The organism is Streptomyces sp. Rer75 (assembly GCF_013414305.1).
Taxonomy (GTDB): Bacteria; Actinomycetota; Actinomycetes; order Streptomycetales; family Streptomycetaceae; genus Streptomyces; species Streptomyces himastatinicus.
In genome coordinates this window covers 7,252,895-7,269,365 of record NZ_CP058693.1, presented here as the reverse complement: position 1 = coordinate 7,269,365, position 16,471 = coordinate 7,252,895, and the positions used below count along the sequence as shown (strand labels likewise).

The following is a 16,471-nucleotide window of genomic DNA, read 5'->3' as shown; positions in this document are numbered from 1 at the left end:
CGTCTCGCCACCCGGGGGTGGAGAGACGGCCTCCTCAGACGTGGAGCCACCTCAGACGTCGATGCGCGAGCGGTCCAGGGTCGCCGCCGAGTTGGTGATGAACTCCTTGCGCGGCGCGACCTCGTTGCCCATGAGCAGGTGGAACGCCTGCTCGGCGGCCTCCAGGTCGCTGATGTTGATGCGCCGCAGCGTGCGGTGACGCGGGTCCATCGTGGTCTCCGCGAGCTGGTCGGCGTCCATCTCGCCGAGACCCTTGTAGCGCTGGATGCCGTCCTTGTAGCGGACCCCACGGCGCTCCAGGTCCAGCAGCGTTTCCCGCAGCTCGTTGTCGGAGTACGTGTAGATGTACTTCTCCTGACCCCGCTTCGGGTTGACCAGCTCCACCCGGTGCAGCGGTGGCACGGCCGAGAAGACCCGCCCCTGCTCCACCATCGGCCGCATGTAGCGCTGGAAGAGGGTGAGCAGCAGACAGCGGATGTGGGCGCCGTCGACATCGGCGTCGGCAAGGAAGATCACCTTGCCGTAGCGGGCCTGGTCGATGTCGAACGTACGGCCCGATCCGGCCCCTATGACCTGGATGATCGACCCGCACTCGGCGTTCTTCAGCATGTCCGATACGGACGACTTCTGAACGTTGAGGATCTTGCCGCGGATCGGCAGCAGCGCCTGGAACTCGGAGTTCCGGGCGAGTTTGGCCGTACCGAGCGCCGAGTCGCCCTCGACGATGAACAGTTCGCTGCGGTCCACGTCGTCGCTGCGGCAGTCGGCCAGCTTCGCGGGCAGCGAGGAGGACTCCAGCGCGGTCTTGCGGCGCTGCGCCTCCTTGTGCTGGCGGGCCGCGATGCGCGTACGGGCCGCGGCGACGATCTTCTCCAGGACGGCCCGGGCCTGCTGCTTGGCGTCCCGCTTCCCGGACGTGAGGAACGCCTTCAGCTCCTTGGCGACCACGTTGGCCACGATCCGGGAGGCGGCCGAAGTGCCCAGCACCTCCTTGGTCTGGCCCTCGAACTGCGGCTCCGCGAGCCGCACGGTCACGACGGCGGTCAGGCCCTCCATGACGTCGTCCTTGACGACGTCGTCCTCGGCGACGCGCAGCAGCTTGGCGGAGCGCAGTACCTCGTTGACGGTCTTGGTGACCGAGCGCTCGAAGCCCGAGACGTGCGTGCCGCCCTTGGGCGTGGCGATGATGTTCACGAAGGACTTGGTGGTGGCGTCGTAGCCGGTGCCCCAGCGCAGCGCGATGTCGACGCCCAGCTCCCGGGTGACCTCGGTCGGCGTCATGTGGCCGCGCTCGTCGAGGACCGGCACGGTCTCCTTGAAGGTGCCCTGCCCGGACAGGCGCATCACGTCACAGACGGCCTTGTCCTGGGCGAGGTACTCGCAGAACTCGCTGATGCCGCCGTCATAGCGGAACGTCTCCTCGACGACCCCCTCCCGGCCCTCGAGGGCCCGCTCGTCCCGGACGACGAGCGTCAGGCCCGGCACCAGGAAGGCGGTCTGGCGGGCGCGGGCGTGCAGGTTCTCCAGGGAGAGCTTGGCGTCCTTGAGGAAGATCTGCCGGTCCGACCAGTAGCGGATGCGGGTGCCGGTGCGGGTCTTGGGAACCCGCTTCCCCTTGAGAAGACCGCCGGAGGGGTCGAAGGGGGCGTCCGGCCCGGATTCGGTGAAGATCCCGGGAACGCCGCGCCGGAAGCTGATCGAGTGGGTCTTGCCGTCCCGGTCCACCTCGACGTCGAGGCGGCTGGACAGCGCGTTCACCACGGAGGCACCGACGCCGTGCAGACCGCCGGAGGCCGCGTACGAGCCACCGCCGAACTTGCCGCCGGCGTGCAGCTTGGTCATCACGACCTCGACGCCGGACAGCCCGGTCTTGGGCTCGACGTCGACCGGGATCCCCCGGCCGTTGTCCCGGACCTCCACGGAACCGTCGTCGTGCAGATGCACCTCGATGCGGTCACAATAGCCGCCCAGGGCCTCGTCCACCGAGTTGTCGATGATCTCCCAGAGGCAGTGCATGAGACCGCGGCTGTCGGTCGATCCGATGTACATACCGGGCCGCTTGCGCACTGCCTCGAGCCCCTCGAGGACGAGAAGGTGCCGCGCGGTGTAGTTGGAGCCGCCCCGGTCTGCTCCGGTCAGCAGCGCAGTGGACGGCACGGACGTGTCGGCGGTCACGCGGTTCGCTCCTCGCTGAATTTCTGTTGGCCCGACTTTGGGCACGATGGTGGCACGGGTCGCCCGTCAGAGCGTACCGAGGCCTGATAGAGCCTTCGTGCCGCCACCCGTGAAACGTCCATCCTAGTCCAGGCCACCCCGGTTTCGCTCGTACGTTCGATAGCCCGTTTGGCGTGAAGCACACATCACGTTCCCTTGGAGGCATGAACCATTTAGGCTCCGGGCACGTCCTCATTCACAACCGGCAACCCGGCCGGGAGGACAAAACCCGACAAGCGACGTGAATCCGTAAACCAACGCAATACGGCTCATTCGCCGCCAACCGTCACCATCCGGCCCACTCAGAAGCAATTTTTGAGAAAAAGCCACGAGCGGGAACGATATCGGGCTGGTTGGATGTTGACCCTGGTACGACAGCTCGTCGAGCTAGAGAAGAGGCGACGTGACTACTGTTCTGACCCCCGCGAGCCCGCTGACGGCCGCTGACCGCTGCGACCGCTGCGGCGCCCAGGCATACCTGCGCGTCGTCCTGATGAGCGGCGGTGAACTGCTCTTCTGCGCCCACCACGGTCGCAAGTTCGAGCCGGAACTCAAGAAGATCGCCGCGGAAATACAGGACGAGACCGAGCGGCTGACCGCCGCTCCGGCGTCTGCGTCGGACGACGAACGCTGACGCCTCGCGCCACGACGACGAGCGAAACCGGCCAAGGGCCGGACGTCGGGCGGCCCGCCCCAGCCAGGGGAGGGCCGCCCGCGCTCGTCGCGGCGTGTCGCGACCCACTGACGCCCTGCCCCCAGGGCCCCGGGGACCCCTCCGGCCCCTCCCAGGCATCCCAGGCCTCCCGGCGGGCCTGAGGCACCCCTTCGGCCGTCTCAGCCATAGGCGGCCACCAGCGACACCACCGCCGAGATCCGGGTGTAGACACCCGGCCGCCCGGCCACCGCACAGCCACTCCCCCAGGACACCAGGCCCACCAGCCGCCCATCGGCGACCAGCGGACCTCCGCTGTCCCCCTGACAGGCGTCCCGGCCACCACCCGGAACCCCGGCACAGACCATCGAAGCCGGCTGGTAATCGCCCTCCGTGTTGCCGGGGTAGGCGCTCCGGCACGTCGCGTCGGTCAGGACGCGTACCGCCGTGGCCCGCAGCGTCAGCGCATAGCTGCCGTCACCGTCCGTGTCGCCCCAGCCGTACACCAGCGCCTTGCTCCCGGGCTGGTACGCCGGATCCCCGGCCCGCGCCATGCGGATGACGTAGGCGGGCGGCAGCGGCCGCCCCAGGGTGAGCACCGCGAGGTCACCGGCCCGATCGTCGGCCTGGTACGCCGGGTTGACCCACACCTTCGCGGGCGCCATCTCCACCCCGCGGGTCCCCCGCAGATCATTGCGGCCGACGATCACCCGCAGGTCCCGCACCTCCTGCCACTTCTTGCCCAGCACCGCCCGGCTCAGGCAGTGCGCCGCCGTGATGACCTTCGTGGGGGTCACCGCCACACCCCCGCAGAACTGCCCCGAGCGCTTCCCTCCGAACAGCTCACGGCTGGCCAGCGCGACGGCCCAGGGCGCCTCGACCGTACGGACCCGGTGCCCGCCCACCACGGCACGATCGGCCGTCGCCGGGGCGGGCGCGAGCAGCAGCAGCGCGAGCGCGGCGGCAAGCGCGGCCGCGAGCAGCACGGCGAGGCGGGCGGGGAGCGAGGGCAGCGACTTACGCATGCAGCCTCCTGACCGTACGGAGCGAGTCGCCCACCCAGCGTCACCCCGCCCGGCGTGATCCGCATCCCGGAGAGGGCCAACCGGGGCGGACGCTCCTCGGCCAACCGGGTGATTCGTCCCCGGACAGCACGCAGACAGCACTTCCGACAGCACGAAGGCCGGGCCCTCCGAGGAGGCCCGGCCTTCGTGTAGGCGCTATGCGGTGCGGAAACCGCCCATCAGTCCAGGTAGTCCCGGAGGACCTGGGAGCGGGACGGGTGGCGCAGCTTCGACATGGTCTTGGACTCGATCTGGCGGATGCGCTCACGCGTCACGCCATAGACCTTGCCGATCTCGTCGAGCGTCTTCGGCTGACCGTCGGTGAGGCCGAAGCGCATGGACACCACGCCCGCCTCGCGCTCGCTGAGCGTGTCGAGCACCGAGTGCAGCTGCTCCTGGAGCAGGGTGAAGCTCACGGCGTCGGCCGGGACGACGGCCTCGGAGTCCTCGATGAGGTCACCGAACTCGCTGTCCCCGTCCTCACCCAGCGGGGTGTGCAGGGAGATCGGCTCACGGCCGTACTTCTGGACCTCGATGACCTTCTCGGGGGTCATGTCCAGCTCCTTGGCCAGCTCCTCCGGAGTGGGCTCACGGCCCAGGTCCTGGAGCATCTGGCGCTGCACCCGCGCGAGCTTGTTGATGACCTCGACCATGTGCACCGGGATACGGATGGTGCGGGCCTGGTCGGCCATGGCACGCGTGATCGCCTGGCGGATCCACCAGGTGGCGTACGTCGAGAACTTGTAGCCCTTGGTGTAGTCGAACTTCTCGACGGCGCGGATCAGACCGAGGTTGCCCTCCTGGATCAGGTCCAGGAAGAGCATGCCGCGGCCCGTGTACCGCTTGGCCAGGGAGACCACCAGACGGAGGTTGGCCTCCAGGAGGTGGTTCTTGGCGCGACGGCCGTCCTCGGCGATGATCTCCAGCTCGCGCTTGAGCTTGGGGGCGAGCTTGTCGGAGTTGGCGAGCTTGTCCTCGGCGAACAGACCGGCCTCGATCCGCTTCGCGAGCTCGACCTCCTGCTCGGCGTTGAGCAGCGGGACCTTGCCGATCTGCTTCAGGTAGTCCTTGACCGGGTCGGCGGTGGCACCGGCCGCGGCGACCTGCTGCGCGGGGGCGTCGTCCTCGTCCTCGTCGGAGAGCACGAAGCCCGCGTTCTCCGGCTCGGGCTCGGCACCCTCGGGGGCCGGCTTGCCGCCCGTCGGCACCTCCTCGATGACGTCCTCGGCCTCGAGGATCTCGTCGGTGACGTCCTTCTTGGCGGTGGTCTTCTTCGCGACCGTCTTCTTCGCGGCGGTGGTCTTCTTCGCCGCCGTCTTCTTGGCGGTGGTCTTCTTGGCGGCGGCCTTCTTCGCGGGGGCCGCCGACGCCTCCTCGGCCGGGCCTCCCGCGGCGGTCGCGGGAGCGGCCGGAGCGGCGGGGGCCTTCTTGGCTGCGACCGTCTTGGCCGCGACGGTCTTGGTGGCGGTGCGCTTTGCCGGACTCTTCGCTGCGACGCTCTTGCGGGTGCGCTTGGGCGCCTCTGCGGCACTGACCATCAGCGTCACACCCTCCTCGTCGAGGATCTGGTTGAGGCTGCGCAGAACGTTCTTCCACTGGGTTGGCGGAATCTGGTCAGCCTCGAAGGCCCGACGCACGTCATCGCCGGCAATCTGCCCCTCAGCCTTTCCCCGCTCGATGAGCGCCATGACAGACTCGGACTCGGCGATCTCCGGCGGGAGCGTACGGGATGTGCTGGCCGACACGAACAACCTCTCGGAACGTTGGAAACGGCTTCCGGCCCCGTCCGCTGTGGACCGGAGCCGACGACCGCCGGCAGGGATGAACCGACGGCGCGCGGGCGGAGTGCGGAGGAGTACAGCGTCGCGAGCGACATCCGTATTCCCTCCGCGGCTGCCACCTCTTTAATCATCGCGCTGCCCCAAAGAGCGTTACGCCCAATCGTCGTGGCCCGAGTCACACCACATATCGGTCTTAATACCCACCCAACGGGACAGATAACTCCGAGTCGATCACGCGCCGACTCCCGGGCGGCTCTCCTGGTCCGCCCGAACTGCGTCTCATGTCACGTCCCGCACTCCACGTTCCGCACCGTCGTCACGCTCCGCGCCGCCGCCACACTCCGCGCCGCGCCGCCGAACCCGCGGGCGGGATCCGGCGACGCCGCTCCGTACGCCGTACGCCGCCCACCGCCGGCGGCCCGCCGCCCGCGGCGTGCCATACGCCGTACACCCCGGGCGCCGTACGCGCCGCGGGTCAGTGCTCGCGCGGCGCGGGCACCCCGACCTCGGCGTGATCGAGATCCGGGTGGACGGTCAGGAGTTGACGCATCGCCCCTTCGGCCGCGGCGGCGTCTCCCGACCCGACCGCCTCGACGATCCGGCGGTGGTGGCCGACGCTCGCCTCGGTGAGCCGGTCACAGCCGCTGGCCGGCGCGCCGGAGACGTGGAGGGCGGCGGCGACGATGCCCGCCAGGTGCTCCAGCATCCGGTTGCCCCCGACCTGGAGCAGCAGGGCGTGGAACTCGGCGTCGGCGCGGGAGAAGGTGAGGGTGTCACCCTGGGTCAGCGAGTGCCCCATGATCTCCGCCATGTCGGCCAGCCGCTGCTGCACGTCCTCACGGCCGTGCCCCGCTGCGAGGCGCGCCGCGAGCGGCTCGATCGTCCAGCGCAGCTCGCACAGCTCGCGGCGCTGGTCGTCACGCTGCGGCCCGAAGGCGCGCCACTCGATGATGTCCGGATCCAGCAGGTTCCAGTCGCTGACCGGGCGGACCCGGGTGCCGACGTTGGGGCGGGCGCTGACCAGGCCCTTGGCCTCGAGGACGCGCAGCGATTCCCGGACGACGGTGCGGGAGACCTCGAAGCGCTGGCCGATCTCCTCCGGGACCAGCGGGCGGTCCGCGCCCAGGTCGCCGGAAACGATCATCTGGCCGAGCTGTTGAACGAGTTGGCCGTGCAGCCCGCGGCCCCGGTTGCCGGCCGCGCGGCGGCCCACCCGGCCGATCTCCGCGTCCGCGCCGTCCCAGGAGGGGGCGCTGCCGCGGTCGGCGCCGGGGGCGTCGGCGTAGGAGTAGCGGTCAAGCTCGCCCGAGCCGGCGAGGCCGGAGTCGGCGGGGCGAGCCGCGGTCATGGTGGTGTGCGCAAGGGTACTCACGCATCCTTTGTCGGCGACGCTCCGGAGACCCTTGAGGTCTTTGGTGAAAAGCACACGAAAGGGTGATCGCCCATTACCTCACAATTGACGCTGATTCGGACAGAAAGCAGCACCCTTCACCGGAGTTGCGACCACTTCATGAGCAGCCCCTGCGCAACCACCGGCGAGCCGCTCCCGGGGCACAGGGACCGGTCCGGGATCCCCTGCCGCGGACCGGCCCCTGCGTCCCGGTCCGCGGCAGGGCCGCCTACTGGCGGGCTCTTCTCCCGCGCAGCCCGGTGAGGGCGTAGGCGAACAGCAGCACCGCCACCGACAGCATCAGGGCCTGCCCCACGGGCTGGCCCGCGAGCCGCAGCACAGCCGCCACTCCCCGGTTGAGCATGGACGGCGGACGGTCCAGCGCCACGGCGCGCAGCCGGTGCGGCAGCCCGACGAGCGAGTGCAGCGACGGCTCGTCCATCGCACGCCGGACCACGGGAACCGCCAGGAGCGGCACCGCGAGGAGCGTGGCCAGCCCGAGCGCGGTGGACCGGAAGACGCCCGCGGCGAGCAGTCCGGCCCATGAGCAGCCGATGGTGAGGCCGAAAACACTCGCCATCAGCACCGGCCAGTCGCTCGGGAGCGGAACCGCGTTTCCGCCGACGAGCAGGAGGAGCGCCGCGCTGTCGAGGACGATGGCGCCGAGCGACAGCACCGTGGCACCGACCGCGCAGACGACGAACTTGGCGGTCAGCAGACCGATCTGGTGCGGTACGGCGTCCCGGGCGGGGGCCAGCGCCGGATAGCGGAACTCGTCGCCGAAGGCCAGGGCTCCCAGCAGTCCGGCGGCGATCGCGATGGGCGGCAGCGGAAGGTCGGCGGGCCAGCCGGTGAGCCGGTGCAGTTCCCCGGCACCGCCCTCGCGGGCCAGCAGCACGGAGGCGAGAAGCGAGAGTGCGAGCGCCGCGGCGCCGATCAGCCAGCCGGACCGGACGCCGGTGGCCCGGCGCAGTTCGTACCGCATCGGCCAGGCGGGACCCGGGAGCCGGAGCCTGTGGAGCACCCGGGGCGATGAGGTCTCGGGGTCGCGGGCATGGGCTCCCGCGGGGGTCGCGGGTCCCAGGTCGGCGGTCTCCTCGACCAGCCGGTGCACCACGATGCCGTGGCGGTAGGCGGCCTCGCCGACGGAGGCGCTGGGGAGGCCGTAGACGGAAATGCGGGTCTCGTCGTCCCGCACCACCGAGAACGGGTCGGCGACCGCCTCCTCCTCGACCTCGGGCCCCTCCTCGGTCGCCGCGGCACTCGCGGGGACCGCGGCTGCGGGCCCCGGGACAGAAACGGGCACGGGCACGGTGGCGGGCTCGGCGTCCCCCTCGGGCGTGCTCACTCCCGCGGGCGCGGTGTCGCCCTCGTCCTCCGCCTTGTCCTTGGTTCGGCCGAGGCCGCCGAACCTGGACTTGGCCTTGAGCTTGATCCCGGCCTTGGCCTCGCCCTCGGCCGCGGCCTCTTCCGCCTGGGCGCGAGCCGCCGCCTCGGCCGCCGCCGCACGCTCCGCGCGCCGCTCGGCCTCCGCCGCCTCCCGGGCGGCCTGCGCCTCCTCCTCCAGGACGGCGGCCAGCCGTCCGGCGAGCGGCGAGCGGACGACGACGCGGGGGCGCAGCCGGGTACGGGCGAACTCGTCGACCGGCTGATCGGCCACCAGTCGACCCTCTTCCAGGGTGAGGACGCGGTCCGCGACGCGGGCGACGCCTTCGGCGTCCTCGGTGGTGATCAGCACGGCGCCGCCCTGGTCGGCGAACCCGCGCAGCAGCCCGTTGAGCCAGTCGGTCTCACGGGCCGACAGGCCCCGGGCCGGTTCGTCCAGCACGAGGGCGTGGGGGTCTCCGAGCAGCGCGGTGGCGATGCCGAGGCGGCGCTCCATCCCGAGGGCCAGATCGCCGAGGCGCTCGTCCGCCAGATCCGTGAGGCCGACGACGTCGAGGACGACATCGGCGCGCGCGGCGGGCACCCCGGCGGCGGCACCGAGCATTCTCAGATGACCGCGCACCGTGCGCCCCGGATGTCCCGGGACATCGTCGAGGAGGACGCCGATCTCACGGGCCGGGCGCCGGATGCGGTGCAGGGGGCGGCCCCGGAAGAACGCGGAGCCATGGCCCCGGTCGAGCTGCAGCAGCAGCCGCAACGCGCTGGTCTTCCCGGCGCCGGGACCACCGAGCAGGGCGGTGACCCGCCCCGGCGGGGCCTCGAAGGTGAGATCGTCGATGGCGGGCGCGTGGTTGCGGCGGCGGGCGCTGGTCAGTCCGGTGGCCTGGATCATGGCTTCTCCCGCGGGGCATGGAACCGCTCGGTGGCACGTGGGGACTGGTGACGTACCGGAGCACGGTAACCCGCTATGTCCTATTTCGTCGGCACATACACCCCCTGACGAGTCGTCGTGTCACGGGCCGTCATACCTCGGGACGAAGCATGGGCGGATTGAGCAGCGTGGCACCCCCGGCCCGGAACAGCTGGGCGGGGCGACCGCCCTGACGGGTGGTCGTGCCCCCGGTGGGCACCAGGAATCCCGGAGTTCCGGTGACTTTGCGGTGGAAGTTGCGGGGATCCAGGGCCACGCCCCACACCGCCTCGTACACCCGGCGCAGCTCGCCGACCGTGAACTCCTGCGGGCAGAAGGCGGTGGCCAGCGAGGAGTACTCGATCTTGGAGCGGGCGCGCTCGACGCCGTCCGCCAGGATGCGGGCGTGATCGAAGGCGAGCGGGGCGGCCAGGTCCGCGTCCCGGCTGAAGGCTCCTTCCTGGTCGAGCAGCGACTCCACCGGGGCCCAGCGGACGCTGTGGGCGTCACCCCCGGGCCGGGGCGCGGGCAGGTCGGGCGCCAGCGCCAGATGGGCGACGCTGACCACCCGCATCCTGGGGTCCCGCTTCGGGTCGCCGTAGGTGGCGAGCTGTTCGAGGTGTGCGGCGTTCGGCGGGACCGGGAGCGCCGGGTCATGGGCGTGCAGCCCGGTCTCCTCGGCCAGCTCCCTGGCCGCGGCGGCCGTCAGGTCCTCGTCGGCGCGCACGAAACCGCCGGGCAGCGCCCATCGCCCCTTGAAGGGCGGCTCGCCGCGACGGACGGCCAACGCACACAGCGCGTGCCGCCGCACGGTGAGCACGACCAGATCCACGGTGACGGCGAAAGCCGGGAAGGCCGATGGGTCGTAGGGCATGACTCGATCATAGTCGTCTGCCTGACGATAATCAGGCCGTTGAGCATGATCGGCGATGTTCCCGAAACCGCTCTTCCAGGCGTTTTCCCGTTCGGCGCTCGCACTTCCTTCCGTATGGGTGATCACCCCGTGGCGTTCCTGACGATCCGTCCGGCGCCGCGCATGGTCAGCGGCGGCTGCGCGTGCCGCGCCCGCCCGACCTGCGCCGGGTCCGGGCCCTGCCTTCCGGCCGCCGCCTGGCAGCGGACGCGCCCGGTCCGGTGGGGCCGCCCGGTCCGGTGGTGCGCACGGGCCATCGCCGTCCGGTCCGCTCCGGATGCTCTCCGCCGTCCGCCGCCGGGGGCTCCGCACCCGCGGGCTCGGGAGCCGCCCCGGCTGCGGCGCCGTCGAGCCGTCGCAGCTCCTCGTGGACCGCGGCGTGCACCGCCTGGTCCGCACCGTCGCGGCGCAGACACTGGCGCAACAGCTCGGGATCGAGCCCCTCGTTGCACGCCTGATGGAGCAGCTTGGCGAAGAGGTAGTGGGGATCGACCCGCAGCGCTCGGCCGAGCGCGACCCGGGCCGAGGGCTCGTCGCCGGACGACCAGGCGACCCATCCGGCAAGCGTGAGCGGGGCCGCGGCGTGCTCCCCGTACGAGCCGACGCAGCGGCGGGCCAGTGCGCGCCACAGCCGCAGTGCCGCCTCGGCGTCCGGCCCCTCCATCCACTGGGCGGCCCGGTCGCGCGCCATCCGGTCCTGTAGCCCGATGATCACCGAGGCGGCTTCCTCGTCGTCCAGCAGGCCGTCGTCGCGGGCGTCGGCCGCGCTCGGGTCGGCGATCGGCGGGGCGCCACGCAAGCGGTCCATCATCCGGCGCGCGAGACCCAGGGTCTCCTCCCGCACGGCGGCACAGCCCACACCTCCCAGGATCTTCGGTACGAGCCGGCTCCCGGCCATGTCCAGCGTCCGCTCCTGCCCCTCGGCGCGGGCCCCGGCGAGCGGCGCGAGCCTGGCCTCCATCTCACGCAGCGAACCGCGCACATGCACCCCTGCGAAGGTCGCGGCCGCGGCCATCACCGAGGTGCCCGGCATGGCGAGCGGCACCCCTTCCGGCGGACAGCAGCGCCGGTCGGGACAGACATACGACCAGAACCGGCCGCCGGAAAGGCACAGCGCCTCGAAGACCGGCACCTCGAAGCCGCCGCACGCGGTGCGCAGACGCTGAGCGAGGGGCCGCAGCCGCTCCATCACATCCCGCCCGGACTCGCCCTCGGCCGGTTCCTGGCACAGGAACAGCACGATCCCGTCGGGCCGGTCACCACGCCGCTCACTGCCCCCGATCAGGCATTCGGCGAGCTGATCGCACACGTCGGGCCACTCCTCGCGGACGCGGGGGATGCCGAGCCGGAGTCTGCCGCCGAACCGGCCGCGCGGTCCGTGCAGCGCGATCATCACCACGCTGTCATCGGGGTGGAAGCCCAGAACGTAGGGCAGGGCGTCGGCGAGCTCGGCGGGGCTGCGAAGGGTGACCTGCTCCTCGCCGGACAGACCGGCCGTGTCGTTGTCTCGAGTCATGACCCGACGGTCCCTCAGCCCGGTCGGCTCCGCCAGCCCTGTGGATAACGTTATCCACAGGCTGCGGGCCCCGCTCGCGCGTTGTCGGGGGGATCGGGTTGCATGGGGGCATGAGCGACGAAGACCTGCGCATCTGGCCCGGGATTGACCCAGAGTTTGATCTGCTCAGGAAGATGATCCCGCTTTAGTGACCACCCGTGACAGCCCCCATGATCGCTGACAGAGCCCGATCGACGACGTCAAAGCCAAACGGCTCGGTCATTTTCAAGAGAGCCGATGGGCCGGTTGCTCCGTCAGGATCCGTGCGGTGCCGCCGAGTTCGACTCGCAGGTCCGGTCCCGCCGTGGCGGTGATGGTGGCGGGGCCGCCGAGGGCGTCGCCCATGTCGACGGCGATCCGGTGGACGCCCCGGCCAGCCAGGTGTGCGACGAGACAGGCCGTGCTGTTGGCGTTGGCGAGGTCCTCTGGAACGCCGATCGAAGGGGCGAACATCCGGGCCGCGAGCGCGCCCTCGGGCGAAGGTTCCGAGTGGACGTACGCGCCGAGCAGGCCGAACCGGTCGCAGGCCGCCCTGAGGCGGTCGAGGTCCGGGCGTAGCGCGGCGAGCGCGGCCCGGGTACGGACTGGCACCAGAATGCGTTCGCGGCCCACGCCGGCGATCCGGACGTCCGGCCCGGCCTCGTCCGGCGCAAGACCGAGGGCCGGAAGAACGAGGGCGCGTTCCTCTGCGGTGGGTTCGCGCAGGTCAACGGGTCCGGGGTCGAAGGCGGCGCTGATCAGCTCGCCGGCACGCTCGGCCCGCCCGGCGAAGACGCGCCCCCCGGCACGGAGGGTGGCCCGGTAGGGCCCGACACCGCCGTGCCGTGCCGCGAGGAGGGCGAGGGCGGCGACCGTGCCGTGACCGCAGGCGGGCAGTTCCCCTTCCGCTGTGAAGAAGCGCAGCTCGGTCGTGTCGCCGGCGTGCCGTACGTACACAGCGTGCGAGGTGCCCCGTGCGACGGGGATCGAGCGCCGCTCGTCGTCGCCCGGCGGCGGGCCGTCCGCGTCGTCCTCCAGGATGACGGCCGTGGGGCTGCCGCCCGCGCCGCCCCGCAGGCAGGCGCGGACGATTGTCACGTTCGGTGTGCTCATGGGGCTGTCACTTCGCCTCCTCCAGCGTGGCGTACCCGGTGGTCGCCGCAGTGGCGGTCTGGTTGGCGCCCTCCTGGAGCTGGAAGAGCGAGCCGAAGGGGCGCTCCGCGAGCGGGAGGCGCCACGCCCCGGCTTCCACACGTGCCGTGTCCGACACGCTACCGCGCAGCAGCTTCACTCCGGGCTCGTTGTGGCCGGCGTGCGCGCCGAAGTGGATCGGGTAGGCGTCGGCCGCCCGGTAGGCCGGCAGGAAGGCGCGGCGGTACCGGTCGGAGCGGTTCGGGGAGGAGTAGTGCAGGAGCAGGCAGTGGATGAAGACCACGCTGCCAGCGGGCGCCTCGATGGGCACGGCGAGCGCCGGGTCGGGGGCGCCGGCACCCGCCACCTTGCCGCGGAAGTAGCCGTCGACGTAGTGGTCGGCGAGGCCGCGCCGGTGAGAGCCGGGGACGGCCTGGAGGGCGGAGTTCTCGGTGGTGGTGTCGTCGAGGTAGACGAGGGCCGTCACCAGGTCGGTGTTGGTGTGGGGGTAGTAGGCGAAGTCCTGGTGCCACTCCACGACACTGCCCACCTGCGGGGCCTTGAGGTGGAGCTTGCTGTAGTGGAACAGGATGTCGGGGCCGATGAGTGCCTCGACATGGTCGAGCAGTTTGGGGTGGGCGGCGGCCCGCTCGAACGCGGAGTGCTGTTTGGTGGGCGACCAGATCCGGCGGGCCATGCCGTTGTCGCCCGGCTCCACTTCGGCGACGGAGCCGATGTCGGGGACGTCCAGAATCTCCGTGATGGCGGTGTTGAGCTCGGCGACTTCGCTCGGATCGAAGAGACGCTCGACGACCGCAAAGCCGTTCTCGCGGTACTCCTTGACGAACGCGGCTGTGTTGGGTGCGGACATTCGCGGGGTTCCTCTCTGCTGGGCGGCGGGGGTGCGGTGGGGTGGGGTGGGGTCCGTACGGGTCCGCCGGGCGACGACTGCCCGGCGGACCCGCGATGGCTCAGAGGCGCCACCGACCGGCATCGCAGCTGGGGCCCCGCGCGGGCCGGGCAAGGCGGCCGGGAGCGTCCCTCGGCCACGTCGCTCGTCAGGATCGCCCGCTGTGTCCCTGGCTTCGAGGCGGGGACGCGGAACGTCCCGTGAAGCTCTCGATCGGTTCAACCCTCAGGCGCATGAGGTCTGCGCGTGCTGGTCCTGTCGTCGGCGTGGGCCCGGGACGTGCGGGTCACACGGCGGTCTCCGCGTGCTTGGCGACGGTGTCCTCGTAGATCTCCCGGAAGAACATCGCGAGGATCTCCTGGACGTCGTCGATGTACTTGAACACCCGCTGGAAGTCCTCCTCGCTGAAGATCAGCTGGTGGAGGATGTCCCACATCTCCTGGGAGTGGTCTTCGGTGCTGTCGACGTGGAGGTGGGCGGCCTGCCCCTTGACGTTCTCCTTGCCGAGCCGCTCCTGGAGGTTTTCGACGATGGCCGGCTGGAGCTTGATCTGGGTGTACTCGACCAGGTAGTTGGAGACGACCGGGGCGAGGGCCGACTCGTGCTCCAGGGCGTAGTAGAAGAACCCCTCGAAAAGGCGGGTGGAGAGGTAAGGCTCGGTGGCGAGGATCTCTTCCTCGGTGACGCCGGCGGCCGCGGCGTCGCTGATGTACAGCTTGTCGTGGAGCATCTCGTCGGCCTGGTACTGCGCGTAGTCGCGGGCGGCCCTGGGCGCGACCTGGGCGATCTTGTAGATGGCCTTGGACTGGCTGACCCGGGAGAGGCGGATCCGCCACACGTGCTCGATGAGGGTGCGGCGGTAGTACGCCTTGTGGAGCTCAGGCTCGGTCAGGTGGGACGCGAAGGGGACGGTGGCCTTCCACTCCGCCATCTTCTTGTCCAAGTAGCGGTCGAGCTCAGCCTTCTTCAGACGGCTCTGCTCCTCGTTGTAGAACGGCTTCGGGTGGGTGATCCCGGTGTTCTGCACGCGGTTCATCGCGTTCTCCTTCACGAGAGGGTTCGCGGGGGACGTTCACGGAAAAGTCAGAGTGTGGTTCCGCCCGGCGCGGCGGCGGGGTCGCGGGCGATCCGCTCGGCGACCCGGGTGACCCCGGGGGTGTGGACCCCGGCGGACGAGGTTCTCGCCGCCGCACAGCGGGACGGTGGCCCGGATCTCCGGTTCGGCGCCCGCGTGCGGGCCGGGGATCGGGTCGTCGGGTCAGCGGTAGCGGACATGGAAATGCTCCGTCGCGTGCCGGTCGAGGAAGGCGGTCTCGGCGTCGAGGTCGTCGGCCGCCACGTCCCACAGGGCGTCCATCAGGCAGATCGCCCGGTCGGACACATCGAGTCGGGTTCCCTCCGCCACGTGGATGCGCAGGATCCGGGGCGGCCGGGTGGGCGGGTCGAAGCCGATCGCGTCGACGGTCCGCCCCTTCTCTCCGTACTTGCTGAGGAACACGGTCGCCTGGACGGGCGCGCCGGTGCGCAGGGCCTCCAACTGGGAGGCACGGGTGAGCCGGTCGTGGAAGGCGTCCCGTTCGCCGTCGGGCAGCAGCAGGGACTCGGTCCACAGGTCGAGGAGGGAGTGTCCGGTGACGGTCTGGACGCTGGCGTCGATGAGACTGCCGCCGACCCGGGGGTTGATCTCGATGATCTCCCAGCGCTTCTTCGACTCCCAGTACTTGACCTCGATGTGGAAGGCGCCGGCGGTCAGCCCGTGCTCCGCCAGCGCGGCGAGGCACCGGGTGACGTAGTCGGATCCCTCCAGGACGAGTTCACGGTCGAGGCTGGCGGGCGGGCTGACCGACATCCCCTCCAGGGTGGTCCGCTCCAGGCGTTCCACGCGGGCCTTCTCGTGGACGCACAGGTGGTGGACCCGTCCGTCGAGGACGAACGTCTCGAAGCTGAACTCCGGGCCCTCGACGTACTCCTCGACGAGGAAGTCGTACCGGTCCATGAAGATCGCCTTCATGCGCTGGTCGGCGCGCATCTGCTCCTGGATTGCGGGCAGGTCGGCCAGGTCGTTGACGTCCTCCAGGACGAAGGTCGCGAAGGACGAGGCACCGCGCACCGGCTTGACGAACCAGCGTGTGGAAGAGTCGAGTTCGGGGGTCACGCCAGGGGCGAGCCGGCGGACCCGGACCTCGCTCAGTCCCTCGGCGAAGAGGTAGCGGCGCAGTTCGTACTTGTCGAGGCAGAGGCGCAGCGCGGGCTCGGCGGAGTCGCGCGCGCCGAGCCGCTCGTTGAGCTCGGCCATCAGGAGCCGGTAGCCCTCGAAGGTGGCGATGGCGGCCTCGACCCGGTAGCCCCGGTCGGCGAGTTCGCGAACGGCCTTCTCGACGTCGCTGGAGCGCAGTTCGGGTTCCTCGGTGACCACGCAGTCCGCCACGTGGCGGCGGCTCGCGTCCAGGACCCCTGGCGTCTCCGGCCGGGAGCTGAGGGCGACCAGGGTCAGGCCGAGCCCGGCGGTGGCCGCGGCGACCTCCTCGGTGTACGACTTGCCTTGGTGCATGAGGAGCAGGACCGCTCTCTTCATCTGTGCACCTC

Annotated in this window: 12 protein-coding genes; 1 reads left to right on the top strand and 11 read right to left on the bottom strand. The window is 71.0% G+C overall.

Annotated elements, in window-relative coordinates:
- Positions 1-51: 51 nt before the first annotated feature.
- On the bottom strand, positions 52-2,175 hold the full coding sequence (locus HYQ63_RS31280; protein WP_179937154.1) for a type IIA DNA topoisomerase subunit B: 2,124 nt from the start codon (positions 2,173-2,175) through the stop codon (positions 52-54).
- A gap of 442 nt (positions 2,176-2,617) precedes the next feature.
- Between HYQ63_RS31280 and HYQ63_RS31275 the strand changes: the two genes are divergently transcribed.
- The gene (locus HYQ63_RS31275; RefSeq protein ID WP_123103422.1) at positions 2,618-2,848 is read left to right on the top strand and encodes a hypothetical protein; all 231 of its coding nucleotides are present in this window, start codon (positions 2,618-2,620) and stop codon (positions 2,846-2,848) included.
- 200 nt (positions 2,849-3,048) lie between these two features.
- Here HYQ63_RS31275 and HYQ63_RS31270 read toward each other — a convergent pair whose 3' ends face one another.
- The 10 genes from HYQ63_RS31270 to HYQ63_RS31225 form a co-directional block, all read right to left on the bottom strand.
- The gene (locus HYQ63_RS31270; RefSeq protein ID WP_179937153.1) at positions 3,049-3,891 is read right to left on the bottom strand and encodes a trypsin-like serine protease; all 843 of its coding nucleotides are present in this window, start codon (positions 3,889-3,891) and stop codon (positions 3,049-3,051) included.
- Positions 3,892-4,109: 218 nt separating this feature from the next.
- Positions 4,110-5,681: an RNA polymerase sigma factor gene (locus HYQ63_RS31265; protein WP_179937152.1), complete on the bottom strand. Its 1,572-nt coding sequence runs from the start codon at positions 5,679-5,681 to the stop codon at positions 4,110-4,112.
- 505 nt (positions 5,682-6,186) lie between these two features.
- Positions 6,187-7,137 (bottom strand): FadR/GntR family transcriptional regulator, encoded by a 951-nt coding sequence (locus tag HYQ63_RS31260; protein WP_063631560.1) that lies wholly within the window; start codon positions 7,135-7,137, stop codon positions 6,187-6,189.
- A gap of 193 nt (positions 7,138-7,330) precedes the next feature.
- The gene (locus HYQ63_RS31255) at positions 7,331-9,379 is read right to left on the bottom strand and encodes an ABC transporter ATP-binding protein (RefSeq protein ID WP_179937151.1); all 2,049 of its coding nucleotides are present in this window, start codon (positions 9,377-9,379) and stop codon (positions 7,331-7,333) included.
- A gap of 130 nt (positions 9,380-9,509) precedes the next feature.
- Positions 9,510-10,271 carry an NUDIX domain-containing protein gene (locus HYQ63_RS31250; RefSeq protein WP_009714572.1) on the bottom strand — a complete coding sequence of 254 codons (762 nt, stop codon included), beginning with the start codon at positions 10,269-10,271 and terminating at the stop codon, positions 9,510-9,512.
- A gap of 166 nt (positions 10,272-10,437) precedes the next feature.
- Complete coding sequence (locus HYQ63_RS31245) at positions 10,438-11,826, bottom strand: DUF4192 domain-containing protein (RefSeq protein WP_179937150.1); 1,389 nt, start codon at positions 11,824-11,826, stop codon at positions 10,438-10,440.
- Between the two features lie 264 nt (positions 11,827-12,090).
- Complete coding sequence (locus HYQ63_RS31240) at positions 12,091-12,957, bottom strand: PhzF family phenazine biosynthesis protein (RefSeq protein WP_179937149.1); 867 nt, start codon at positions 12,955-12,957, stop codon at positions 12,091-12,093.
- 7 nt (positions 12,958-12,964) lie between these two features.
- Positions 12,965-13,846 carry a phytanoyl-CoA dioxygenase family protein gene (locus tag HYQ63_RS31235; RefSeq protein WP_179937148.1) on the bottom strand — a complete coding sequence of 294 codons (882 nt, stop codon included), beginning with the start codon at positions 13,844-13,846 and terminating at the stop codon, positions 12,965-12,967.
- Between the two features lie 325 nt (positions 13,847-14,171).
- The gene (locus tag HYQ63_RS31230; RefSeq protein WP_179937147.1) at positions 14,172-14,921 is read right to left on the bottom strand and encodes an iron-containing redox enzyme family protein; all 750 of its coding nucleotides are present in this window, start codon (positions 14,919-14,921) and stop codon (positions 14,172-14,174) included.
- A gap of 222 nt (positions 14,922-15,143) precedes the next feature.
- On the bottom strand, positions 15,144-16,460 hold the full coding sequence (locus tag HYQ63_RS31225; protein WP_179937146.1) for an acetyl-CoA carboxylase biotin carboxylase subunit family protein: 1,317 nt from the start codon (positions 16,458-16,460) through the stop codon (positions 15,144-15,146).
- Positions 16,461-16,471 lie beyond the last annotated feature (11 nt).